Below are 23,264 nucleotides of genomic sequence, written 5' to 3'. Positions count from 1 at the left end.
GCCGAAGATCGCCGTGAGGAATTCAAGAAGAACATCGCAGAGTTGAAGCTGGACAAGAAGCAGGCAGGCGGCGACGCTGCGACGCGCATCGCCGGCCTGGTGCTCATGGTCGTCGGTGTGGTCGGCGCCTTCGTCGTCTACATCTCTTCGCTGACGCTCTCGGACCTGCGGGATCTGGTGTCGTACCAGATCCTCACCGTGGTTTTCCTCGCCCTGACAGTGGTCGGTGCCGCACTCTTCCTGGCCGCATCGGTGGCAAAGGTGCTGCGGCTGTGGTTGGTTCGCCAACTGCTCGAGGGTCAGGCCCAGACAGATCAGATCTCTCAGGCGCTGAGCACGCGCAACTGATCTCTGCGAAGAACCGACAGATGCCCGCTACGGAAGTTCGTGGCGGGCATCTGTCATTGCTCGGCTACCGTGGTGTCTCGACTACGCGGACGGTGGCCGGGAATCGCGTCGGATGGGATGGTCCTCCGGGATCTGCACCATCACGATCGGTGTCCCGTCCGGGTCGGCGATCCACATCTCGTGTAGGCCCCACGGTTCCTGTCTTGCCTCGCGCGCGATCTTCACCCCGGCGAGAACCAGTTCGGTCTGAACGGCAGTGAGGTCACGGACCTGCAGCCAGATCGCACCGCGAAAGCCACCCTCGCCGGTGCCGCCGTGCGCAGCGACTTCGATCAGCCCTTGGCCGGCGAAGAAGACTGTGCCGCCGGGATATTCACGAGCGATCGCCAGACCGAGGGTGTCTCGGTAGAAGCTCAGCGTTCGTTCGTACTCGCTCGGGCGCAATATCGTACGGCTACTCAGAATCTCCACGTCCGACCTCCCTCTCGCACCTACTGTCTCAGAAGTACCAGGGATATGGTGACCAATCGGGATCACGCTTTTCGAGGAACGAGTCGCGACCCTCGACGGCCTCGTCGGTCATGTACGCCAAACGTGTTGCCTCACCGGCGAACAGCTGCTGGCCGACCAACCCGTCGTCCTGCAGGTTGAACGCGTACTTGAGCATCCGCTGTGCCTGCGGCGACTTGCCGTTGATCTTGCCTGCCCAGTCGATCGCGACGTTTTCGAGTTCCGCGTGGTCGACAACCTTGTTGACCGCGCCCATCTGATGCATTTCCTCGGCGGTGTACGTCTCACCCAGGAAGAAGATCTCGCGAGCGAACTTCTGGCCCACCATCTTTGCCAGATAGGCGCTGCCGTAGCCGCCGTCGAAGCTTCCGACGTCGGCGTCGGTCTGCTTGAACCGTGCGTGCTCGCGGCTGGCGAGCGTCAGGTCGCACACCACATGCAGGCTGTGACCGCCGCCCGCAGCCCAACCGTTGACCAGGCAGATCACGACTTTCGGCATGAAGCGGATCAGGCGCTGGACCTCGAGGATGTGAAGGCGTCCGGCGCGTGCTTTGTCGACGGTGTCCGCCGTTTCACCTTCGGCGTACTGGTAGCCGCTGCGGCCACGGATGCGCTGGTCTCCGCCCGAGCAGAACGCCCAGCCGCCGTCCTTCTCGCTCGGTCCGTTGCCGGTGAGCAGGACCGCTCCCACGTCGGAGGTCATACGGGCGTGATCGAGCGCGCGGTACAACTCGTCGACGGTGTGCGGGCGGAACGCATTACGTACTTCCGGTCGGTCGAAGGCGACGCGAACGGTGCCTTGACTGACGTGCCGGTGGTACGTGATGTCGGTGAGGTTCTCGAATCCGGGAACAGGGCGCCAGAGATGCGGGTTGAAGGTCACCTCAGTCACGATAGAGGCACGCCTCGCGTGTCTAACGGATGCCTGAGGTAGAACACGTTCCCGGGCGCGCTAACGTGCAGGTCATGAGCGAACAAACCGCAGACGGCACGGAGATCGTCACAGACGGTGAGAAGCGGGGCGGATTTCCACGGTTCCGGCATACTCCCGCAGGTCCGGACTTCGGCCGCTTCGTCGAAGCGATGCGCAGGTTGCAGGACCTTGCCGTCTCGACCAATGTTCCCGACGACGTACTCGCAGACATCGCTACGCAGGCCGAGGAGCTTGCCGATCGGTTGACTCCGTACGAGGTGCCGGAGGGCAAGTCGCCCGCGGGCTCGAACATCCAACTGCCCGGACGCGGCAGCCTCCTCATGCTCCCGTGGATGGTCGAGAAGTTCGACACCGAAGGAGTCCGCAGTACCGGCGTCTTCCGCCGCTACCACCTGGGCGGCAACGGTGCCGCTCACGGCGGTGTCCTGCCCTTGCTGTTCGACGACGTCTTCGGGATGACGGTCCACGCGGGTGGCCGTCCGATTTCCCGGACCGGCTACCTCCACATCAACTACCGCGCGATCACTCCGCTCAACACGCAACTGGTGATCGAAGGGAAGGTGGATCGGGTCGAGGGTCGCAAGACCTTTGTCAGCGCACGTCTGACCGACCTCGACGGCAAGCTCCTCGCCGACGGTGAGGCGCTCATGATCGAACTGCTTCCAGGACAGCCCTGAGATGTTCCCCTCGTTCGACGATCTGATCTCGGACGCCGTGGTGCTCGCGCTGCCGATGCGAGTTCGCTTTCGCGGCATCACGACTCGTGAGGCTCTGCTCGTTCGTGGCCCGGCCGGGTGGGGAGAATTCGCACCCTTCGTCGAGTACGACGACGACGAGGCGTCGCAGTGGCTGCTCGCCGGGATCGAGGCGGCGTGGCTGGGTCCGCCGCCTGCGCTTCGTCACGCCGTTCCCGTCAACGCCACCGTGCCGGCGATCGACGCCTCTGCCGTTCCGCAATTGTTGGAGCGCTTCCCCGGGGCCCGGACCGCCAAGGTCAAGGTCGCCGAGAAGGGGCAGTCGTTGGCGCAGGACGTCGCCCGGGTGAACGAGGTGCGTCGGCACATCCCGAACGTGCGCGTCGACGCCAACGGCGGGTGGAGTGTGGACGAGGCGATCACGGCTTTGCGAGCGATCACCGAAGACGGTGAACTCGAATACGCGGAGCAGCCGTGTGCAAGCGTCGAGGAACTGGTCAGCGTCCGCGCCGCGGGGACCGGTGTGCGGATCGCCGCCGACGAGAGCATTCGCCGTGCCGAGGACCCGTTGCGCGTCGTACGAGCCGGGGGAGCGGACGTAGCCGTCGTGAAGGTGCCCCCGCTGGGCGGAATGCGTGCTGTGGTGGCGCTGTCGGCGCAGCTGGCGGACTACGGGGTGCCGGTGGTGGTCTCGAGTGCGCTGGACACGGCTGTGGGGATGTCCGCGGGACTGGCGGCCGCGGCAGCCTTGCCCAGGCTTCCGTTTGCCTGCGGCCTCGGCACGGGCGGCCTGTTCGTCCGGGATATCGCGGTCACCGGAGCAGCCGTCGACGGCGCTTTGTCCGTTGGTGCCGTCGAGCCTGATCCGGTTCTGCTCGAGACGCTGGCCGCGCCCGCGGACCGGCGCGACTGGTGGTTGGAGAGGGCCAGGCGCTGCCATCGGATACTCGGCAGTAGAGACCTGCCGAATTTCGTATAGTCTCGGGCGCGACCTGATGAACATCAGTGAAGAATGAAGGGATCGAAAGTGGTTGCAGCTCTGAACGAAACCCTGCTCGAGGAGTCACGGGTTCCCGCGGTCGTCGCGGACGTGCAGACCTTGATCGACGCAGAGGTTTCGGATAAGTCGGGGGCCTCAGGGCTGGCTCTCAAGGGTGGCTACGGCGCGGTCAAGAAGGTGAGCCCGTCCATCGTGCCGGACGCCGTCACCGCGCTTCTGCCGGCTTTCGTGGCAAAGCTCGAGCCGTACTGGCAGGAATTCTCGGCTTCCGGTGAAGGCAGCTTCGCCGATTTCATCAGCGCCCGCGGTGACGCGGTTGCCGATTCCCTCCTCGAGGTGACGGACGAGCGTATCGAAGGTAGCGACAAGGCCGTCGTCAAGTCGATGTACTCGAAGCTGCGCGGTTCGGCCAAGAAGCATGTGACTGCAGCTCTGCCGCGTCTGGGCGATGTGATCCAGAAGCACGCTGCATAAGCGAACGTAAGACAACGAGCGGCCCGGGAGTTTCTCCCGGGCCGCTCGTTTTTTTACGTTCGCTTGTCAGTGAGCCGAATGTCCGTGGCGCCAGAAGCCGGTGAAGGTGATGTCGGTCTTGGCGAACTTTCGGTCGTTCACGAGATGCCGACGCAGCCCGGTGGTGAGTGCCTGTTCGCCGGCGACAAACGTGTACGACGGCCCTTCGGGCAGTTCGGCGGCGCGGACGGTCTCGAGGGTCAGAACACCCGGCGTTGCGTGTTCGTCCTCGCGAACGAGCCAATGCACGTTGACGTTCGCCAACTCCGGAATGTCTTGCTTGTCTTCGATGTTCGGAATCTCGACGAAGACCTCGGCACGCAGGTCTGCCGGCGCGGTTTCCAGAATGCCGATGATCGCCGGAAGTGCGCTCTCGTCGCCGACGAGCAGTTGCCACTTGGCCTCGGGTGTGGGGTTGTAGATGCAGCCTTCGTCGAGGAGGGCGACATTGTCGCCGGTCGACGCGGTGTCCGCCCACGCGGATGCCGGGCCGATGTCGCCGTGATAGGCGAAGTCGATGTCGATCTCCGTGGTCTCACCGAAGAGACCGGATCCGGCAGCACGGTAGGCGCGAATCGTGTAGTTGCGCACGACCGGTCGCGTGTCCTTGGACATCAACAGGTACTGCGCGTACCAGAGATTGCTTGCCGCGCTCGGCAACCGGAGTTCGCTCTGGCCGACCTGCGGGATGAACATGCGGAACCACTGATCGGCACCCATCGGTGCGATGGTGGACAGCTCTTCGCCGGCAATGGTCACTCGGATGAAGCTCGGGCTGATTCGTTTGTTCGCCACGACCTGCGCCGACACGATGCTGCGTGAGGCCGGTTTCACGAACTTGGCGCGCTTGGCCATGACTGGTTGCTCCCTGATTAGCTGTTACTCGTACCTAATCAGGTAACCCTAACCTGATTTACGGCCGGTGTGGAGTGGTGGGTCTGTCCTTTTCGACGACTTCGGGAGGAAGGCCCCACTGCGCTCGGCCAAGTCGGCTCATCGGTGCGATTGCCGCGAAGTCCGGTAACCCGTCGTCGGCGACAGCCTCGGGACGTACTGCGACCGCGACCACATTTCCCATCACGACAAATGAATTACCGACCTCGATGACCTGGTGAAGCGTGCATTCGATGGCGATCGGGGAGTCGGCGACCCGGACGGGGCGAACCCGCTCGCTCGGTTCGCTACGGATGTTCAACTCGAGAAATTCGTCGGCCTCGGCGTCGTAGAAGGCCGAACTCTTGTTCACCACGTCTGCGAGCGTGGCGGTCGCCAGGTTGATCACGAATTCGCCGGTCGCTTCGATGTTGCGCAGACTGTCCTTGCGTCCGACCGACGTGAACTGCACGATCGGCGGCGCCGAACTTGCCACGGTGAAAAAGCTGTACGGAGCCAGATTGCCGACGCCGTCCGCCGACAGGGTGGACACCCAGGCAATCGGCCGGGGGACCACCGAAGCGGTGAGTAACTGATAGAACCGGCGGGGTTCGAGCTCGGCTGGATCGAAGAGTGTGCGCACCCACACATAATGCCGCTGTCCCCGCCCCTGGGCATGCTTGCACCCGAACATCTGACACTCTTGAAGGCGTGAATCCGTCCACTGCACAAGCCACAGCCGTCGTCGACGAACTGGTTCGTGGTGGCGTGCGTGAAGTCGTGCTGTGTCCAGGCTCTCGCAACGCGCCCCTCGCATTTGCCCTCCAGGCCGCCGATCTCGACGGCCGGTTGCGTCTGCACATGCGGATCGACGAGCGGACAGCAGGCTTTCTGGCACTCGGACTGGCAATCGCCGGGAAACGACCGGTCCCCATCGTGATGACCTCCGGGACCGCCGTCGCGAATCTCGGACCTGCTGTCCTCGAGGCGAACTATGCGCGAGTGCCGCTGGTGGTCCTGAGCGCCAACCGGCCTTACGAGATGCTCGGCACCGGCGCCAACCAGACCGTCGAGCAGCTCGGGCTCTTCGGCAGTCAGGTTCGCGCAACCATCAGCCTGGGCTTGGCCGAAGACGATTCGACGCAGAACAGCCAGTGGCGCTCGGCGGTCTGCCGGGTCCTCGCCGCTGCCCGCGGAACCAGATCCGGAAACGCGGGTCCGGTGCATTTCGACATCCCGCTCCGTGAGCCGCTGGTGCCGGACGTGCACATCCATGGCCCGGTTCCGGAGGGCCGTCCAGGCGGTGCAGCCTGGACCACCACGCAGAACGCGACGCTCGATGTTCCGGTCGATCTGGACCTCACCGCAGATACGGTGGTCATTTCCGGACACGGCAGCGCACTTCGGCCTGAGCTGGCCGGCCTGCCGACGGTGGCCGAGCCGACGGCTCCGATGCACGGGATCGCACTGCATCCACTCGCGCTATCGCAACTCAAGCCCAAGCAGGCGATCATCACCGGCCGCCCGACGTTGCATCGTCAGGTCTCGAAGGTGCTGGCCGACCCGGGCGTCGACGTCTACGCGCTGACTACCGGGCCGCGCTGGCCGGACGTATCCGGCAACGTACTCGCCACCGGAACCAGAGCAGTGGTCACCGGGACTCCCGATCCGGCCTGGATCGCTCGATGCGCCGCGCTGACCGAACACGCCGAAACTGCCGTCCGCAAGCAACTCGACGCCCACCCCAAGGCCACCGGCCTGCACGTGGCAGCTGCCGTGATGGATGCACTCGCGGACGGCGACCAGCTTCTGCTCGGCGCCTCCAACCCCGTTCGCGACGCGGCCCTCGTGAGCTATCCCAAGCCCGCTGTCCGGGTGCTGTCCAATCGCGGCGTCGCAGGTATCGACGGCACCGTCTCGGCGGCGGTCGGTGCCGCATTGGCGTACGAGGGCGGCCGGACCGTCGCGCTCATGGGCGACCTGACCTTCCTGCACGACGCGTCCGGGCTGCTGATCGGGACCGGTGAGCCGAGGCCGAGCGACCTCACCGTCGTTGTAGCCAACGACGACGGCGGCGGCATCTTCGAACTCCTCGAACAAGGCGACCCGCAGTACGCCGGCGTCTTCGAGCGAGTGTTCGGAACACCGCACGGCATGGACCTCGCTGCGCTGTGCGCGGCCTACCGCGTGCCGCACGCAGCCGTCACCGTCGACGCCCTGGCAACGACGCTGGCGCAACCCGCAAACGGCATTCGTGTGCTCGAAGTCGCGACAGATCGCAGTGGACTGCGCGAACTCCACGCTTCCGTGCGAGCACAGCTGTGACGCAAACGGTTCTGCGGCGCTTCCGCATCGGCGTACTCGTGGTTGCGGTCGGCATTTCGGTGCTCGCGGTGATCCTGGTTCTCGGTGCCTGGCGCAACGATCGGACCATCGAATCGAACATGGGGACCGCAACCGCCGAGGTGCTCTCGGCAGGCTCGCTACGTTCGGCGATCAGCTTCGTGACACCAGACGGCGCGAATCACAACCCTGAACTCGGCGTGCTCTACCCCACCAATCTGACTGTGGGACAACGCATCGAGGTGGAGTACTCCAAAGCCGACCCTGATTTGGTCCGGGTAGCGGGACGCAACGCGACGGTGGCGCTGATCCCGGCGGGATCGGTGATCGTCGTGACGTGGCTCCTGGCTGGACCGTCGATCTGGTACCTGCGCAAGCGGGAAGCGGGAGCTCCGGGATCGGCGCCGGTCGCCTCGAGTTAGTTCGCGCTTCGCCGGAACTTCACACGAACATGACGTGGACTTTTCCTGGCCCTGTCACCGTTCTCGGTGTGAGAGTAGCCATCGTTGCGGAGTCATTCCTGCCCAACATGAACGGCGTCACCAACTCGGTACTACGCGTGCTCGAACACCTCGATCGCACTGGCCACGACGCCATGGTCATTGCGCCGGACACTGTCGGATCCGACACCTCTGCCGCCACCGAACACGAAGGTGTTCAGGTGGTTCGGGTGCCCGCCGTCATGGTGCCCAAAGTCAGTTCACTCCCCGTCGGCCTGCCACAACCGCGTCTGACGACGGCCGTGCGGACCTTCGCGCCCGACGTCGTCCATCTGGCGTCGCCGTTCCTGCTCGGCGCCGGGGGAGTGGCCGTCGCCAAGCGGCTCGCGATACCCACCGTCGCGGTTTACCAGACCGACGTCGCCGGATTTGCCGAAAGCTACGGTCTCGGCGTCACCAGTCGCGCCGCGTGGGCGTGGACCCGTCGAATCCACAAGAGCTGCAACAGGACCCTTGCGCCATCCACGTCGGCAGTCGACGCCCTCGAAGAGCACGGCATTCCGCGCGTGCACCGGTGGGCCCGCGGCGTCGACGCACAACGATTCGCGCCTTCGCGTCGTAGCTCGGCGTTGCGGCAGTCCTGGATCGGCGACAGCGACCAGTTGGTGGTCGGCTTCGTCGGTCGCCTCGCGCCCGAAAAACACGTCGAGCGACTGGCCGTGCTGGCGGCCGATCCCAGCGTGCAGATCGTGATCGTCGGAGACGGCCCGGATCGCGAGAACCTACGACGACTGATGCCGGATGCGATCTTCACCGGACAACTCGGCGGTACCGCGCTGGCCGACGCCTATGCGAGCCTGGACGTATTCGTTCACCCCGGCGAGCACGAGACCTTCTGCCAGGCGGTTCAGGAAGCCCTCGCGAGCGGTGTACCTGTCGTCGGACCGGACGCCGGTGGACCACGTGACCTGATCTCGCATTGCCGCAACGGCTACCTCCTGCCGACGGACAGGTTCACCGAACTCCTGCCAAGCGCCGTCGACGCACTTCGTCAGCGTGATCTGCGGGTGCAGTTCGGCTCCGCAGCGAGGCGCTCGGTGCTGCACCGGACCTGGCCGGCAATCTGCGAAGAGTTGCTCCGTCACTACGAGGACGTGCAGGGCCTCGGGCGGCGAACGGGTGCCAGAGCAGCCTGAACGCCTTCGCTGCCCGAGGGTTGGTAGCGTTTCGGGTGTGGCCACTACACACGGAACCCGAGCAACTCTCGAGAAGCAACCGCACGAAGTCGCGTCGATGTTCGACGACGTCGCGGAGCGATACGACCTCACCAACACCGTGCTGTCCTTCGGCCAGGACAAGGGTTGGCGCAAGGCCACCCGCGAAGCTCTCGACCTCAAGCCGGGCGAGAAGGTACTCGACCTCGCCGCCGGAACCGGAGTCTCGACCGTCGAACTGGGGCGCTCCGGCGCCTGGTGCGTCGCCACCGATTTCTCCAAGGGAATGCTCAAGGCCGGAATCTCGCGCAAAGTTCCGATGGTCGCAGGTGACGCGATGTACCTGCCCTATGCCGACAACGTGTTCGATGCCGCGACGATTTCCTTCGGCCTGCGCAACGTCTCCGACTTCGAAGCCGGACTGCGCGAGATCGCCCGCGTCACCAAGCCGGGCGGACGTCTCGTCGTCAGCGAGTTCTCGACGCCCGTCTTCGGGCCCTTCCGCACGGTCTACATGGAGTACCTCATGAAGGCGCTCCCGCAGGTCGCACGCACCGTCAGCAGCAACCCCGACGCCTACGTCTACCTCGCCGAATCGATCCGCGCCTGGCCGACCCAGGAAGAGTTGGCACGCAAGATCGAGGCTGCCGGGTGGAAGAACGTCAAGTGGCGCAACCTCACCGGCGGCATCGTGGCGCTGCATTACGCCACTGCCTGAACTGCTGTGCGCCTTTATTAACCCCCGGCGGTTAATAAAGGCGCACAGCACTTGCTCAACCGAACAGCGGCCGGGAGTCGATCTTTCTCGACGCGGCCCCCGACGCACGCCATGCCTTCGCCGTCAGATCGGCGTCGGCGTCGGTGACGAGGTTCCCCATCACCCGAACGGCGACCGTCATCAGTGCCCGTGAGCGCATCGCAATCGGGCCCGAGGCGGGCAGGAATTGCGGAACCGTCAGCAGGCCTGCGAGCCGGCGCGCGACCGAGAATGCCTGCCCGTAATGCTCCCGAAGCACGGTCGGCCACAGCTCCGTGAGGTCGTCGGCGCCGAGCTGTTCGACCACCAGACGTCCGCCTTCGAGGCCGTAGTCGATGCCCTCACCGTTGAGCGGGTTCACACACGCTGCGGCGTCGCCGATCACGGCCCAGTTGCGTCCGGCGATGTTGGAGACGGCGCCGCCCATGGGTAGCAAAGCCGAAGCGGCGGAATGAATTTCGCTGCTCCACTGCCACTCACTTCGGCGCTGGTCGGTGTACAAGTCGAGCAAGGGACGCAGGGCACCCGGCGCCGGGCGCTTGGACGTCGCCAGTGTCCCGACGCCGATGTTCACCTCGCCGGTGCCGAGCGGGAAGATCCAGCCGTACCCCGCCTGCAACGTGCCCTCGGCGTCCCGCAGTTCCAGATGCGAGGTGATCCACGGGTCGGCGCTGCGCGGCGTCGCGACGTAAGCGCGTGCCGCGACGCCGTACGCGGTGTCCCGGTGCCACTGCCGTCCCAGCTTCTTGCCGAGCGTCGAGCGAACGCCGTCGGCGATGATCAGCGTCCGGCAACGAAGAGTGCTGCGTCCCGAGGGGCCGGCGAGTACGACGGCGGCTACTCGATCACCGTCGAGTTCGACGTCGACGGCCTTGGTGCCCTCGACCATGACCGCGCCGGATTCGACGGCGCACCGGCGAATGGCGTCGTCGAGTTCGGTCCGGGGGATCGCACTGCCGATCGGCGGGAACGACGTCCCTGGCCACTCGAGTTCGAGTTCTTGGCCGAAGCCGGACAACCGCAGGCCCTTGTTCGTCGTATGTGACCGAACCCACTCGCCGAGGCCGAGGAGATCCAGTTCGGCCACGGCGCGCGGAGTGAGTCCATCACCACAAGTCTTGTCTCGCGGGAACACGGCAGCGTCCACCAGCACGACGTCTCGGCCGCTGCGGGCGGCCCATGCCGCGGCCGAAGAACCCGCGGGACCTGCGCCGATGACCACAATGTCGGTTTCGGTCGGAAGCGAATCGACGACGGGGGACTGCTCTTCTACGGACACACTCACATCTTCCCAGGCTCGCGATCGCCACCGTGGCGAGGCCGTCCCGAGTGCGAACCGCTAGGTTCACTACCGTGGGAACCGAGCCGTCACTGACGACAGGAATGGGTACTGACATCGTGAGCACCGAAAAGACTGCTGCCGACGCAACCGCATCGAGCACCGTCGTTGCAGGCATCGACCTGGGCGACGAACAGCTCGCCGCAGTAGTGCGTGGTGGACTCTCCGATGTCGAGGAGTTGTTGGTCAGCGAGCTGTCCGACGGCGAAGACTTCCTCACCGAGGCCGCGCTGCATCTCGCGCGAGCCGGTGGAAAGCGCTTCCGTCCGTTGTTCACGATCCTGACCGCGCAACTCGGACCGGTGCCGAACGATCCGTCGATCATCACCGCAGCGACTGTCACCGAACTCGTTCACCTGGCGACGCTCTATCACGACGACGTCATGGACGAGGCGTCCATGCGGCGCGGAGCACCCAGCGCCAACGCCCGCTGGGGAAACAGCGTGGCGATCCTGGCCGGCGACTATCTGTTCGCGCACGCATCACGCCTGGTATCGACGCTCGGACCTGAAGCCGTTCGGATCATCGCCGAAACCTTCGCCGAACTGGTCACCGGCCAGATGCGCGAGACGATCGGCGTCAAGAAGGAACAGGATCCGGTCGAGCATTACCTCAAGGTCGTGTGGGAGAAGACCGGTTCGCTCATCGCTGCATCCGGACGATTCGGCGGCACCTTCTCCGGCGCCGACGCAGCTCACATCGAGCGTCTCGAGCGCCTGGGTGACGCCGTCGGCACCGCGTTCCAGATCTCCGACGACATCATCGACATCTCCTCCGTATCGGCGCAGTCCGGCAAGACTCCGGGCACCGACCTGCGCGAGGGTGTCCACACCCTGCCCGTCCTGTACGCGTTCCGCGAAGAAGGAGCCGACGCAGATCGCCTGCGGGAGCTGCTCGCGGGCCCGGTCACCGAAGACGCACTGGTAGAAGAAGCTCTCGAACTGCTCGAGCGTTCGCCGGGCATGGTCAAGGCGAAGGCAAAGCTGGGCGAGTACGCAGTCTCGGCAAAGGCCCAGTTGGCCGAGCTCCCGCAGGGACCGGCGAATGAAGCGCTCGTGCGCCTCGTGGACTACACGATCGAACGAGTCGGCTGACACACCTGGGGTGAAACCCTGACGACCCTGGGTGGGAACCCTGATGACCCTGTCCTTCGTTGACTGAACAGAACCGGTGCATACGCCGGGAGTTCGGGTGAGCCTTCGGCTCCAGCGAGGCAAGAGGTGAGCAGTTTGCACGGCTACGCGAACGGTGCGAAGACATTCGGGTTGTTGGTGGGGATGTCAGCGCTGATCGTCTTCATCGGTTCGCTGTTCAACAGCCCGTTCCTTCTGTGGGGATCCGTTCTGTTTGCCGTCGGCATGAATGCCTACGTGTACTTCAACAGCGACAAGCTGGCGCTTCGATCGATGCGCGCCCAGCCCATCACCGAGGTCGAGGCACCGGCGATCTACCGGATCGTGCGCGAACTCGCCACGACGGCGCACCAACCGATGCCCAGGCTGTACATCAGCCCCACGAACGCCCCGAACGCGTTTGCCACCGGTCGTAGCCCTCGTCACGCCGCGGTGTGCGTGACCAGCGGCATCATGCAAATCCTGAACGAACGCGAGCTGCGCGCCGTACTCGGGCACGAACTCTCCCACGTCTACAACCGGGACATTTTGATCTCGTCCGTGGCCGGCGCGATGGCCAGCGTCATCTCTGGCCTGGCCAACTTCGCGATGTACGCGAGCATCTTCGGTGGCCGAGGGAACGGGCAGGGAAGTAATCCGATCGCCTTGCTGCTCGTCTCCCTACTGGGACCGATCGCGGCAACCGTGGTCAAGCTGGCCGTCTCGCGCTCTCGCGAGTATCAGGCTGATCAATCGGGAGCCGAGCTCACCGGTGACCCATTGGCGTTGGCGTCGGCGCTGCGCAAGCTCGAGTCGGGCGTGGCAGCCGCGCCGTTGCCGCCTGAGCCCAAGCTCGCGGCGCAGTCCCACCTGATGATTGCCAACCCCTTCAGAGCGGGGGACAAGGTGAGCAAGCTGTTCTCGACGCATCCGCCCATGGCGGACCGGATCGAGCGTTTGGAGAAGATGGCCGGGATGTAGGGCCGTCGGCCCCTGTGCGCGGTTAGGTAGTCCCAGGACTCCTTAACCGCGCACAGGGGCGCAGCCCCCACTACCGGTAGTTCACGAACTGCAGGGCGATCCCGAAGTCCTCACCCTTGAGCAGGGAGATGACGCCCTGGAGGTCGTCGCGCTTCTTGCTGCTCACACGAAGTTCCTCACCCTGGATCTGCGCCTTGACGCCCTTGGGGCCCTCGTCGCGAATCTTCTTGGTGATCTTCTTCGCGTTCTCGCTGCTGATGCCCTGGACCAAGGTTCCGGACAGCTTGTAGATCTTTCCGGACTGCGCCGGCTCGCCGGCATCGAATGCCTTCAGCGAGATGTCACGACGGATCAACTTCTCCTTGAACACGTCGAGGGCGGCAAGCAGTCGCTCCTCGGTGTCGGCGTTCAACGTGATCGTCTCTTCACCAGACCACTCGATCGACGCTCCCGTGTTTCGGAAGTCGAAACGCGTGGTCAACTCCTTGGCAGCCTGATGCAGGGCGTTGTCCACCTCTTGACGGTCAACCTTGCTCACCACGTCGAAGGACGAATCAGCCACTTCACACTCCCGCTTTCCGGTAGTTCACGAACATCGAGTTCTGCCCACCTTCCATACCGGTGGACACCTCGACGTTATCGGGTCGGCACCGCCCGTTACCACCCGGTTTGCAAAATGGGGGTGTGTTCGTTGTATTCTTCTCACCGCACCGAGGAAGCCGTTTTCGGCCGCCGCACGTCGCGATATACTTGCGAATGCGCCGGATCGAAGCCTGGTGCAAGCACGGCAGATTGCCCGAGCGGCCAATGGGAGCGGACTGTAAATCCGTCGGCTTATGCCTACGTAGGTTCGAATCCTACATCTGCCACACCAAGTCAGCCCCGATTCTCTTTACGAGAGTCGGGGCTGACTTTTTTTGTGCTTGTTCCGAGGTCGGGTGCGCGTTGGTGACGCCGGCGTCGGCTGCGGCTCAGGGGTCTCGGGAGTGCTTCTTGGGATGGCTTCGGGGGAGTGCGGGGTCAAGTTGGTTCCCGCAAAGCCCTCGCCAGCGGCCCCGATCGGTGCAACAATGGGCTCCGGCACCATTTTTGCCCCGATGACCAGCGGATTTGGTGCTGGCGCTCGTTCGTGTGTAATCTTTCGGAGGCTTCAAGAGAGCGGCAACGCACTCCTGAGCCACGCCCCCTTAGCTCAGTCGGTAGAGCGTTTCCATGGTAAGGAAAAGGTCAACGGTTCGATTCCGTTAGGGGGCTCGCTGGATTGTGGTGCCGTGCTTTCCGCGCGACACTCGACACCGAGGCGGTGTAGCTCAGTTGGTAGAGCAAACGACTCATAATCGTTGCGTCGCCGGTTCAAGTCCGGTCACCGCTACACAATATGCATGATCCACCCTGATTGCTCGTAATCAGATACACCCGAAAGAAGGCATCCCGTGGCCTCCTCGACCGACGTTCGGCCCAAGATCACCTTGGCCTGCGAGGTATGCAAGCACCGCAACTACATCACCAAGAAGAATCGGCGCAACGACCCCGATCGCCTGGAGCTCAAGAAGTTCTGCCCCAACTGCGGAACCCACCAGTCGCATCGCGAGTCGAAGTAGTAAGTCCTTAACAGGACGACGATTTTCGCGGAAGACCCTCTCGGGGCCTGCGTCTTCGGGTCCTAGCTAGAAGAGAGTCTCACCGCGTGACAGATTTGCAAGAGAACCAGGCAGCGGCCGAGGTCCCTACGGACCCGGCCGCTCATGCCGTCCAGATGGTCGGTCACCACTATCGTGTCGAAGACTTCTACGAGGTCGGACGCGAGAAGGTGCGCGAGTTCGCTCGCGCCGTCCAGGACGCGCATCCTGCGCACTACGACGAATCGGCAGCCAAAGGCCTCGGATACGACGGCCTGATTGCTCCCATTACGTTCGTCGCCATCGTAGGTGCCATTGCTCAGCGACGTCTGTTCGAAGAGATCGTCACCGGCTACGACTTGAGTCAGATTCTTCAGACCGATCAGCGACTGGTGCTGCACAAGCCCATGCAGGTCGGTGACCGACTCTTCTGCGATGTTTTCCTGGATTCGTTCAGGCAGGCCGCAGGTAGCGACATCATCGTGACCAAGAACATCATCACCGATCAGAACGACGAAGCAGTTGTCACCACGTGGACAACGCTTGTTGCTCGAACGGGTGGGGAAGTGGACGAGAACATCGCCCACGCAGTCAAGGACGTGATGATGCATGTCGCTTCGTAAATTTTCCGACGTGAGTGTCGGCGAACTTCTCCCCGAGAAGTCCGTCACCCTGACGCGTGGAAACCTCGCCAACTACGCGGGTGTTTCGGGAGATCCCAATCCGATTCACTTCAGTGACGAGGTCGCACGACTTGCCGGCTTGCCGGACGTCGTCGCGCACGGCATGCTCTCCATGGGCATCGGTGCCGGCTACGTCACCGAATGGCTGGGGGATCCGGGTGCAGTGACCGAGTACAACGTACGGTTCACGAGCCCGGTGATCGTGGCAGCCGACAAGGCTGCCGAGATCGAGTTCACCGCCAAGGTGAAGTCGATCGACGAAGAAAGCAAGACCGCAGTACTGGCAATCGTGGCCAAGTCCGAAGGTAAGAAGATCTTCGGTCGCGCCACCGCCACGGTCCGTCTAGCCTGATCGCAGGGCGGATTGTGTTTGTTCCGGGGCTTTGAAGTACACTGAGATTTCTGGGATTCCTCAGCGCTGCGCGCTGCCCTGAATGTTGCAAGACATTCACCTCGGGTAGCGCGTATGTTGTGTGATCGCAGAACGGTTGATTCAGGCAGGGTCCACCTGTCGATGTCAACCAAAGGGGCGTAGCTCAACTGGCAGAGCAGCGGTCTCCAAAACCGCAGGTTGCAGGTTCAAGTCCTGTCGCCCCTGCCCCCGGATGCCAGCGACTGAGAGGAACGACGTGAGCGAGGAGCGCGCCAAGCGCGACGCCGACACTTCGGATGCGGAGACTTCAACGTCTGCCGATTCGACCGGTGTCGACGACACTGCAGCTGACGCGACTACGCGTTCCGATCTGTCGTTGGACAAGGACGGTGCCGAGAAGGCTCCCTCCGCATCCAGTGGGGTTTCCAACAAGCCGACCGGCAAGCGCGCTGCACGCGGCGCCTCGGTCAGCGCGTCCACCGTGAAGACTCCGGCCCGGACGGCATCCCGGACATCTTCGGCCAAGCCGACTGCAACGAACCCCGGCAAGAAGCCCAAGGCGAAGAAGGACAACATCTTCAAGCGCCTGCGCAAATTCTTCCGCGAGGTCATCGCAGAACTCCGTAAGGTCATCTGGCCGAACCGCAAGCAGATGATCACCTACACCAGCGTCGTGCTGACGTTCGTGGTCTTCATGGTCGCTTTCATCAGCGGCGTCGATATCGCTGTGATCAAGGGTGTCACCTGGCTGTTCGGCTGATCGCCGTAGCAGTCGGGCGTCTTTGCCTGCGAGCGCGACAAGACCCGACCCGGGTCCGAGTAACGAGAGGAAGCGAGTGCCCCAGTGAGCACCCCCGAGAACGACACGAATGAGGCTTTGGCCGAAGAGCGTGTTTCTGCCGAGGCGGCAGCCGAAGTAGACGTCGTGGTTGCCGAAGGCACCGATGCAGACGTTGCCGAAGGCACTGATGCAGACGCTGCAGCGACCGAGGACGTCATCTCCGACGATGCCGAGAACTCCGACGAGGCCGCTCCCGCCGCCGAGCTCGAGGTCGAGGATCCCGTTGCCGAACTCAAGGCTGCGCTGCGTCGCGCCCCGGGTGACTGGTACGTCATCCACTCGTACGCCGGTTACGAGAACAAGGTCAAGACCAACCTCGAGACTCGCGTTCAGAACCTCGACGTCGGTGACTACATCTTCCAGGTGGAAGTTCCCACCGAAGAGGTCACCGAGATCAAGAACGGCCAGCGCAAGCAGGTCAATCGCAAGGTTCTGCCCGGATACATCCTCGTTCGCATGGAGCTCAACGACGAGTCGTGGGGCGCAGTGCGCAACACGCCTGGCGTCACCGGTTTTGTCGGTGCCACGTCGCGTCCCTCGCCGCTGACCCTCAACGAGGTCGTCAAGTTCCTGCTCCCGCAGCAGGAGCAGAAGAAGCAGCAGGCTGCAGCGGCCGCCGTCGCAGCAGGCGAGGCACCGTCCGAGTCCTTCGGCAAGCCCCTCATCGAGGTCGACTTCGAGGTCGGCGAGTCGGTCACCGTCATGGACGGCCCGTTCGCAACCCTTCCGGCCAGCATCAGCGAGGTCAACGGCGAGCAGCAGAAGCTCAAGGTTCTCGTGTCGATCTTCGGTCGTGAAACCCCGGTTGAGCTCAACTTCAACCAGGTCGCGAAGATCTGACCACCCCAAAACTTGCAATTTGTTCGACGCAAGACACACACCCAAGCTAGAAACTAGGAACTAGAGATGCCCCCAAAGAAGAAGAAGCTCGCCGGGCTCATCAAGCTGCAGATCCAGGCAGGTCAGGCTAACCCTGCACCTCCCGTGGGTCCCGCGCTCGGTCAGCACGGCGTGAACATCATGGAGTTCTGCAAGGCCTACAACGCGGCGACTGAGTCCCAGCGCGGCAACGTTGTGCCGGTCGAGATCTCGGTCTACGAAGACCGGACCTTCGATTTCAAGCTGAAGACCCCTCCCGCCGCCAAGCTGCTCCTCAAGGCAGCCGGCGTCGCCAAGGGCTCCGGCGAACCGCACAAGACCAAGGTTGCCTCGGTGACCATGGATCAGGTGCGCGAAATCGCGAAGACCAAGGCTGAAGACCTCAATGCCAATGACATCGAGCAGGCCGCGAAGATCATCGCCGGCACCGCTCGTTCCATGGGCATCACGGTCCAGGGCTAATAGTCCGCTCCACAGCACTACGTGGGAGGGCCGGCCAGGCCCCGACCACAACTGAACCATTCACCACTGCACAGGTAATTCGCTGCAGTGATAAGTAAGGACAGAACAAATGGCAAAGCGCAGCAAGGCGTACCTCGCCGCCGCTGAGAAGATCGACGCAGACAAGCTCTACAGCCCGCTTCAGGCTGCAAAGCTCGCCAAGGAGACGTCGTCCACCAAGATGGATGCAACCGTTGAGGTTGCAGTTCGTCTGGGCGTCGACCCCCGTAAGGCTGACCAGATGGTCCGCGGAACGGTCAACCTGCCCCACGGCACCGGTAAGACCGCTCGCGTCATCGTGTTCGCTGTTGGCGAGAAGGCAGCAGAAGCCGAGGCTGCAGGCGCTGACGTAGTCGGTGCAGAAGACCTGATCGAGCGCATCCAGGGTGGATGGGTCGATTTCGACGCCGCAATCGCGACTCCTGATCAGATGGCCAAGGTCGGCCGCATCGCCCGTGTCCTCGGACCGCGTGGCCTGATGCCGAACCCGAAGACGGGCACCGTCACGGCGGATGTCACCAAGGCTGTCAACGACATCAAGGGCGGAAAGATCAACTTCCGCGTCGACAAGCAGGCCAACCTGCACTTCGTCATCGGCAAGGCATCGTTCGACGATGAGAAGCTGGTGGAGAACTACGGCGCAGCCCTGGACGAGATCCTGCGTGCGAAGCCCTCGTCGGCCAAGGGTCGCTACGTGAAGAAGATCACGGTCTCGACCACCACCGGTCCGGGCATCCCGGTGGATCCGAACCGTACTCGCAACCTCCTCGAGGATGCTGCAGACGCGTAAGCAGTCCGCATACGAACAAGAAGGCCGGCAGGGATCACTCCCTGCCGGCCTTCTTGTCTGTTTCGGGAGGGGGTGATCCCTGCCGGTGGTACCGGTCCAACGGGGGTATCGATCCAACGGTGGTATCGATCTAACGGTGGCATCATCGGGGTATGCACGAAGCGTTCCAGTTCCTCGGAAACTTTTGGTGGCTGATCTTCGTTTTCGGCGGCACCATCGGTGGGGCGCTGAAAGGTGTCGCGGTTGCCAACGAAAGGCGGATCGAGCGCCGGCAAGAGCGCTTCCGGCTCAAGCAGGAGACCAAGGTCGCCATCGCGCAGGCCAACGCACAACATCACGCCGACGAAGAAACACAGCGCCGAGAGCTGGCCAAGGCCATCGAGCAGCACGATGCGGTCGACGCCCGATGGTTCTCGTACGAGCTCGATCCGGTCACACTGCTCGACACTCCGATGATGACGGACATGCGTGAGCCTTTGACGGCCGATTTTCATCGAGCCAAATATCGTGCCGATCTGCTCCGTCCAGGCAATCCGGAGACGATGATCGGTAACCAGCAGGCGCAAACCGAGTACCGCGAGGCGGTGCACACTTACTCGATCGCCTTCGAGATCGCGGAAGCGGAGGCGAAGCGTCGCCGACGGAGCGGATTCACCCTCGACGAACAAGAGCGCCTGGTAAGGGCGCAACGTCTGCTGCGCCTGGCCATGGACGATGGCGCGACGCCACAGGAACGTCAGAGTGCGTATCGGAAGGCTCACAAGGAACTCGACGGGCTGCTGGTGCTGCCGGACCGAGCTCGGGCAGAGATCGAACACAAGATCGCCAGGGCTATCGGTGCTTGAAGAAACCGGGTGCGTGAAGAAACCAGCTGCGTGACGAACCCGATTTGGTTATGCAGCGAGCAGTCAGGTAGTCTTCGACGCGGAGTTCAGTGCTGGATATGAACTTCACCCCAAAATCATGTTCTACCCAAGACCGTTGGTGATTGCACTCAGTAATGAGTGTGGTTGAAAGTCCGGGAGTGCCCGGCGGCCCACGTAGGTGAACGAGGTAGGGGGATAGCTTGATGTAGTGGTTCTACAGTTTGCCTGGTTATGCACTGCTTTGCGTTGCATCGTTACGCTGATTCGTAAGCCTCTTCTTCATGTTTCCTCTGTACGCCCCGTGCGCTTGCGCCGGGGCGTTTTGCATGTCGCGGACTGTGTCTTCTCGGGTTCACCCGATGAGGTGCAGCGGTTCCTGAGTGGGACAACGACTGTCACGAGAGGAGGCGAAGTATGGCAAAGCCTGAGAAGGTTTCCGCAGTTGCGGAAATCACCGAGCAGTTCAAGGGTTCGACCGCCGCTGTGGTCACGGAATACCGTGGCCTTTCGGTTGGCAACATCACGACACTGCGACGCGCTCTCGGAGAAGGTGCCACCTACTCCGTCGCCAAGAACACCCTGGTCAAGCGTGCCGCCGCAGAGGCTGGCATCGAGGGCCTTGATGACCTGTTCGTTGGTCCGACCGCCATTGCATTCATCAAGGGCGAACCGGTCGACGCTGCGAAGGCTCTGAAGAACTTCGCTAAGGACAACAAGGCGCTCATCATCAAGGGCGGCTACATGGACGGCGCTGCGCTGTCCGTGGAAGAGGTCAACAAGATCGCGGATCTCGAATCCCGCGAAATCCTGTTGGCAAAGCTTGCCGGCGCGATGAAGGGCAACTTGGCAAAGGCCGCAGGCCTGTTCAATGCTCCCGCTTCGCAGATGGCCCGTTTGGCCGCTGCCCTGCAGGAGAAGAAGGCCGCAGAAGGCGGAGCCGCAGAGGCCCCCGCAGAGGCTGCCACCGAGGCTCCGGCCGAGGCCGAAGCCGAAAGCTGATCCGCACCCGCGCATCACTGCTATAACCCCGCCCGGTCGCGGATCAGCGACATGGGACTTACAGGAAGGACCGCCACAATGGCGAAGCTCAGCACCGAAGAGTTGTTGGACCAGTTCAAGGAGCTCACCCTCCTCGAGCTCTCGGAGTTCGTTAAGGCATTCGAGGAGACCTTCGAGGTCACCGCTGCTGCTCCCGTCGCCGTCGCCGCTGCAGGCGCACCGGCTGCCGGCGCAGAAGCTGCTGAAGAGCAGGACGAGTTCGACGTCGTCCTCGAGTCGGCTGGCGACAAGAAGATCCAGGTCATCAAGGTCGTCCGTGAGGTCGTTTCCGGCCTCGGCCTGAAGGAAGCCAAGGACCTCGTCGAGAGCGCTCCGAAGGCTATCCTCGAGAAGGTTGCCAAGGACGCCGCAGAGGCTGCCAAGGAAAAGCTCGAAGCTGCCGGCGCAAAGATCGTCATCAAGTAAGACGGTTTTCCCGCTGCTCTTCGCGAGTAGTAACGAAGAGGGCCACTCCCCACGGGGAGTGGCCCTCTTTTTTTGAACTTTTTTCGCGGGTGATATGTCGGAATCCATGCAGGTGGGAGGGGTGCCCGAACTAGGCTGTGACCTGAATTATGCTTCTTCCCTACTCGTTAGTAGTATTCGCAGTCACGGGTACCACTCCCATGCGATAGAGTGACCCAACCCACACGGGTGCATGCATGCAACGGACGTCGCGGAGGTAATGGTGGGAGTCGAGGTAGCGGTACAAGGACTGACAAAGTCTTTCGGGTCGCAGAGGATTTGGCAGGACGTGTCGTTGACACTTCCCGCGGGTGAGGTCAGCGCACTGCTCGGGCCTTCGGGTACCGGTAAGTCGGTGTTCCTGAAGTCCCTGATCGGACTGCTCCGCCCTGAACAAGGCTCCATTGTCATCGACGGCACGGACATCCTGCAGTGCTCCTCCAAGGAGCTCTACGAGATCCGCAAGCTGTTCGGCGTTCTGTTCCAGGACGGCGCACTGTTCGGCTCGATGAACTTGTACGACAACATCGCATTCCCGCTTCGTGAGCACACCAAGAAGTCGGAATCCGATATCCGCAAGATCGTGATGGAGAAGCTCGATCTCACGGGTCTGGTCGGCGCCGAGGACAAGCTTCCCGGTGAGATCTCCGGCGGTATGCGCAAGCGTGCCGGTCTTGCGCGTGCACTCGTTCTCGATCCCGAGATCATCCTCGTCGACGAGCCTGACTCCGGTCTCGATCCGGTGCGTACGACGTACATCAGCCAGACGCTGATCGACATCAACGCCCAGTCGGACGCGACGATTCTGATCGTCTCGCACAACATCAACCTCGCACGCACGGTGCCGGACAACATCGGCATGCTCTTCCGTCGTCAGTTGGTGATGTTCGGTCCTCGTGAGGTGCTGCTCACCTCTGACGAGCCCGTCGTCAAGCAGTTCCTCAACGGAACGATGATCGGTCCGATCGGTATGTCGGAGGAAAAGGACGAGGCTCAGATGGCGCACGAGCAGGCGCTCGTCGACGCCGGTCACCACGCCGGTGGTGTCGACGACGTCGAGGGCATCGTGCCGCAGATGAAGGCCACCCCCGGAAACCCGGAGCGTCAGGCTGTTCGTCGTCGCCAGGAGCGCGTCCGCCAGATCATGCACACCCTCCCAGCTAACGCTCAGGCGGCAATTCAGGACAGCCTCGACGAGGTTGACGGAACTGGGCAGTACGCTCCCCAGTACGCCGACGCGAGCGGCTATCAGGGGGAGTGGAACGACAACTCGCAAGACACGCAGGTCATTCCTGCATACGAGGGCGATCCCTACGGAAACACGACACACGGGCAAGGGTAGGCATATCGGATGGGGGTTACCCGCAACTCGGTTCTGAGTCCGGTCAACGGAGCATTAACTCAGGCCGGAAACATCGTCGAACTGTTTGTCGACGTCGTCAGGAATACGTTCCGGCGTCCATTTCAGTTCCGGGAGTTCATCGAGCAGGCCTGGTTCATCGCCAGCGTGACAATTTTGCCGACGGCATTGGTAGCCATTCCTTTCGGCGCCGTCGTCTCACTGCAGACCGGTTCGCTGATCAAGCAGTTGGGTGCAGAATCGTTCACCGGCGCTGCCAGCGTCCTGGCGGTGATCCAGCAGGGTAGCCCTCTGGTGACAGCATTGTTGGTCGCCGGTGCGGCCGGATCGGCCGTGACGGCCGACCTCGGTTCTCGAACCATTCGCGAAGAGATCGACGCGATGGAAGTCCTCGGAATCAATCCGATTCAGCGCCTGGTGGTTCCGCGTGTACTCGCGATGGTGCTGATCGCTGTGCTGCTCAACGGACTGGTGTCCGTAGTAGGTATCGCGGGTGGTTACTTCTTCAACGTGATCCTGCAGGGCGGTAACCCCGGTGCCTACATCTCGTCGTTCTCAGCTTTTGCGCAGCTACCGGACATTTGGAGCGGTGAGATCAAAGCCGCGGTGTTCGGTGTCATCGCCGGTGTGATCTCCGCGTACAAGGGACTCCACCCATCCGGTGGCCCGAAGGGCGTCGGTGAGGCGGTGAACCAGGCCGTCGTCATCACGTTCCTGCTGTTGTTCTTCGCCAATCTGATTCTGACGATGGTGTACCTCCAGATCGTGCCGGCGAAGGGATCTTGACCTA

General features: G+C 63.0%; 28 protein-coding genes and 4 tRNA genes. 26 read left to right on the top strand and 6 right to left on the bottom strand.

Annotated elements, in window-relative coordinates; genetic code table 11:
- Nucleotides 1-348 (top strand): hypothetical protein (locus AC2ETI_RS27305; protein ID WP_483634669.1); only part of this gene is annotated, 348 nt, incomplete at its 5' end.
- Between the two features lie 81 nt (nt 349-429).
- Here the strand turns inward: AC2ETI_RS27305 and AC2ETI_RS27300 are convergent.
- A complete protein-coding gene (locus AC2ETI_RS27300) occupies nt 430-819 on the bottom strand; it encodes a VOC family protein (RefSeq protein WP_003941917.1) in 390 nt (129 codons plus the stop codon).
- 28 nt (nt 820-847) lie between these two features.
- Nucleotides 848-1,741, bottom strand: a complete 894-nt coding sequence (locus AC2ETI_RS27295; RefSeq protein WP_029536747.1) for a 1,4-dihydroxy-2-naphthoyl-CoA synthase — start codon at nt 1,739-1,741, stop codon at nt 848-850.
- Nucleotides 1,742-1,824: 83 nt separating this feature from the next.
- Between AC2ETI_RS27295 and AC2ETI_RS27290 the strand changes: the two genes are divergently transcribed.
- Genes AC2ETI_RS27290 through AC2ETI_RS27280 form a run of 3 tightly spaced genes read left to right on the top strand, consistent with a single transcriptional unit; the run spans nt 1,825 to nt 3,961 of the window.
- Nucleotides 1,825-2,469 carry a PaaI family thioesterase gene (locus tag AC2ETI_RS27290; RefSeq protein ID WP_024487302.1) on the top strand — a complete coding sequence of 215 codons (645 nt, stop codon included), beginning with the start codon at nt 1,825-1,827 and terminating at the stop codon, nt 2,467-2,469.
- Nucleotide 2,470: 1 nt separating this feature from the next.
- The gene (locus AC2ETI_RS27285; RefSeq protein ID WP_029254857.1) at nt 2,471-3,466 is read left to right on the top strand and encodes an o-succinylbenzoate synthase; all 996 of its coding nucleotides are present in this window, start codon (nt 2,471-2,473) and stop codon (nt 3,464-3,466) included.
- A gap of 48 nt (nt 3,467-3,514) precedes the next feature.
- Entirely contained in the window at nt 3,515-3,961 is a 447-nt protein-coding gene (locus AC2ETI_RS27280) for a DUF6918 family protein (protein ID WP_003941973.1), read from the top strand.
- 66 nt (nt 3,962-4,027) lie between these two features.
- On the opposite strand, the gene AC2ETI_RS27275 is transcribed toward AC2ETI_RS27280, so the two are convergent.
- Nucleotides 4,028-4,855, bottom strand: a complete 828-nt coding sequence (locus AC2ETI_RS27275; RefSeq protein ID WP_020968957.1) for a siderophore-interacting protein — start codon at nt 4,853-4,855, stop codon at nt 4,028-4,030.
- 58 nt (nt 4,856-4,913) lie between these two features.
- Nucleotides 4,914-5,516: a flavin reductase family protein gene (locus tag AC2ETI_RS27270; protein ID WP_021343457.1), complete on the bottom strand. Its 603-nt coding sequence runs from the start codon at nt 5,514-5,516 to the stop codon at nt 4,914-4,916.
- A 68-nt stretch (nt 5,517-5,584) separates the two neighbouring features.
- Here AC2ETI_RS27270 and menD point away from each other — a divergent pair, with 68 nt between their 5' ends.
- The 4 genes from menD to AC2ETI_RS27250 all read left to right on the top strand — a co-directional run bounded on the left by menD (nt 5,585) and on the right by AC2ETI_RS27250 (nt 9,588).
- Nucleotides 5,585-7,198, top strand: coding sequence for a 2-succinyl-5-enolpyruvyl-6-hydroxy-3-cyclohexene-1-carboxylic-acid synthase (gene menD, locus AC2ETI_RS27265; RefSeq protein ID WP_483634668.1), 1,614 nt, complete (start codon nt 5,585-5,587; stop codon nt 7,196-7,198).
- Nucleotides 7,195-7,638, top strand: a complete 444-nt coding sequence (locus AC2ETI_RS27260) for a DUF3592 domain-containing protein (protein WP_020968960.1) — start codon at nt 7,195-7,197, stop codon at nt 7,636-7,638. Before menD ends, AC2ETI_RS27260 begins: the two co-directional genes overlap by 4 nt.
- A 68-nt stretch (nt 7,639-7,706) precedes the next feature.
- The gene (locus tag AC2ETI_RS27255) at nt 7,707-8,852 is read left to right on the top strand and encodes a glycosyltransferase family 4 protein (protein ID WP_024487303.1); all 1,146 of its coding nucleotides are present in this window, start codon (nt 7,707-7,709) and stop codon (nt 8,850-8,852) included.
- A 37-nt stretch (nt 8,853-8,889) separates the two neighbouring features.
- Entirely contained in the window at nt 8,890-9,588 is a 699-nt protein-coding gene (locus tag AC2ETI_RS27250; protein ID WP_003941879.1) for a demethylmenaquinone methyltransferase, read from the top strand.
- A 55-nt stretch (nt 9,589-9,643) separates the two neighbouring features.
- Here AC2ETI_RS27250 and AC2ETI_RS27245 read toward each other — a convergent pair whose 3' ends face one another.
- Nucleotides 9,644-10,906: a geranylgeranyl reductase family protein gene (locus tag AC2ETI_RS27245; protein WP_483634672.1), complete on the bottom strand. Its 1,263-nt coding sequence runs from the start codon at nt 10,904-10,906 to the stop codon at nt 9,644-9,646.
- 104 nt (nt 10,907-11,010) lie between these two features.
- Between AC2ETI_RS27245 and AC2ETI_RS27240 the strand changes: the two genes are divergently transcribed.
- Nucleotides 11,011-12,060 carry a polyprenyl synthetase family protein gene (locus AC2ETI_RS27240; RefSeq protein ID WP_020906817.1) on the top strand — a complete coding sequence of 350 codons (1,050 nt, stop codon included), beginning with the start codon at nt 11,011-11,013 and terminating at the stop codon, nt 12,058-12,060.
- A 135-nt stretch (nt 12,061-12,195) separates the two neighbouring features.
- Nucleotides 12,196-13,059 (top strand): zinc metalloprotease HtpX, encoded by an 864-nt coding sequence (gene htpX, locus AC2ETI_RS27235; RefSeq protein ID WP_029254860.1) that lies wholly within the window; start codon nt 12,196-12,198, stop codon nt 13,057-13,059.
- Nucleotides 13,060-13,129: 70 nt separating this feature from the next.
- Here htpX and AC2ETI_RS27230 read toward each other — a convergent pair whose 3' ends face one another.
- On the bottom strand, nt 13,130-13,621 hold the full coding sequence (locus AC2ETI_RS27230; protein WP_003941854.1) for a YajQ family cyclic di-GMP-binding protein: 492 nt from the start codon (nt 13,619-13,621) through the stop codon (nt 13,130-13,132).
- Between the two features lie 224 nt (nt 13,622-13,845).
- On the opposite strand from AC2ETI_RS27230, the gene AC2ETI_RS27225 reads away from it, so the two are divergent.
- The 16 genes from AC2ETI_RS27225 to AC2ETI_RS27150 all read left to right on the top strand — a co-directional run bounded on the left by AC2ETI_RS27225 (nt 13,846) and on the right by AC2ETI_RS27150 (nt 23,260).
- A tRNA-Tyr gene (locus AC2ETI_RS27225) sits at nt 13,846-13,928 on the top strand.
- Nucleotides 13,929-14,240: 312 nt separating this feature from the next.
- A tRNA-Thr gene (locus AC2ETI_RS27220) sits at nt 14,241-14,313 on the top strand.
- Between the two features lie 45 nt (nt 14,314-14,358).
- Nucleotides 14,359-14,431, top strand: a tRNA-Met gene (locus tag AC2ETI_RS27215).
- 61 nt (nt 14,432-14,492) lie between these two features.
- On the top strand, nt 14,493-14,660 hold the full coding sequence (rpmG, locus tag AC2ETI_RS27210) for a 50S ribosomal protein L33 (protein WP_003941903.1): 168 nt from the start codon (nt 14,493-14,495) through the stop codon (nt 14,658-14,660).
- A gap of 86 nt (nt 14,661-14,746) precedes the next feature.
- Nucleotides 14,747-15,301 (top strand): (3R)-hydroxyacyl-ACP dehydratase subunit HadA, encoded by a 555-nt coding sequence (gene hadA / locus AC2ETI_RS27205; RefSeq protein WP_019744315.1) that lies wholly within the window; start codon nt 14,747-14,749, stop codon nt 15,299-15,301.
- Nucleotides 15,288-15,713 carry a (3R)-hydroxyacyl-ACP dehydratase subunit HadB gene (gene hadB / locus AC2ETI_RS27200; protein WP_003941909.1) on the top strand — a complete coding sequence of 142 codons (426 nt, stop codon included), beginning with the start codon at nt 15,288-15,290 and terminating at the stop codon, nt 15,711-15,713. Before hadA ends, hadB begins: the two co-directional genes overlap by 14 nt.
- Before the next feature lie 173 nt (nt 15,714-15,886).
- Nucleotides 15,887-15,959: transfer RNA gene (locus AC2ETI_RS27195), tRNA-Trp, on the top strand.
- 31 nt (nt 15,960-15,990) lie between these two features.
- Complete coding sequence (gene secE, locus AC2ETI_RS27190; protein ID WP_020968963.1) at nt 15,991-16,494, top strand: preprotein translocase subunit SecE; 504 nt, start codon at nt 15,991-15,993, stop codon at nt 16,492-16,494.
- 84 nt (nt 16,495-16,578) lie between these two features.
- The gene (gene nusG / locus AC2ETI_RS27185) at nt 16,579-17,415 is read left to right on the top strand and encodes a transcription termination/antitermination protein NusG (RefSeq protein ID WP_003942049.1); all 837 of its coding nucleotides are present in this window, start codon (nt 16,579-16,581) and stop codon (nt 17,413-17,415) included.
- A gap of 66 nt (nt 17,416-17,481) precedes the next feature.
- Entirely contained in the window at nt 17,482-17,916 is a 435-nt protein-coding gene (gene rplK / locus AC2ETI_RS27180; RefSeq protein ID WP_003941896.1) for a 50S ribosomal protein L11, read from the top strand.
- Between the two features lie 109 nt (nt 17,917-18,025).
- The gene (gene rplA / locus AC2ETI_RS27175; RefSeq protein ID WP_003941982.1) at nt 18,026-18,745 is read left to right on the top strand and encodes a 50S ribosomal protein L1; all 720 of its coding nucleotides are present in this window, start codon (nt 18,026-18,028) and stop codon (nt 18,743-18,745) included.
- Nucleotides 18,746-18,897: 152 nt separating this feature from the next.
- Complete coding sequence (locus AC2ETI_RS27170) at nt 18,898-19,590, top strand: hypothetical protein (protein WP_042951226.1); 693 nt, start codon at nt 18,898-18,900, stop codon at nt 19,588-19,590.
- A 435-nt stretch (nt 19,591-20,025) separates the two neighbouring features.
- Nucleotides 20,026-20,610 (top strand): 50S ribosomal protein L10, encoded by a 585-nt coding sequence (gene rplJ, locus AC2ETI_RS27165; RefSeq protein WP_003942074.1) that lies wholly within the window; start codon nt 20,026-20,028, stop codon nt 20,608-20,610.
- 78 nt (nt 20,611-20,688) lie between these two features.
- Entirely contained in the window at nt 20,689-21,075 is a 387-nt protein-coding gene (gene rplL, locus AC2ETI_RS27160; RefSeq protein ID WP_003941857.1) for a 50S ribosomal protein L7/L12, read from the top strand.
- Between the two features lie 259 nt (nt 21,076-21,334).
- Nucleotides 21,335-22,456 (top strand): ABC transporter ATP-binding protein, encoded by a 1,122-nt coding sequence (locus AC2ETI_RS27155; protein WP_024487305.1) that lies wholly within the window; start codon nt 21,335-21,337, stop codon nt 22,454-22,456.
- 9 nt (nt 22,457-22,465) lie between these two features.
- The gene (locus AC2ETI_RS27150; RefSeq protein WP_003942038.1) at nt 22,466-23,260 is read left to right on the top strand and encodes an MlaE family ABC transporter permease; all 795 of its coding nucleotides are present in this window, start codon (nt 22,466-22,468) and stop codon (nt 23,258-23,260) included.
- The last annotated feature ends 4 nt before the right edge of the window (nt 23,261-23,264 follow it).

It is taken from the genome of Rhodococcus sp. MurmanLake-1, assembly GCF_056945715.1.
This window is presented reverse-complemented; position numbering and strand designations above follow the sequence as displayed.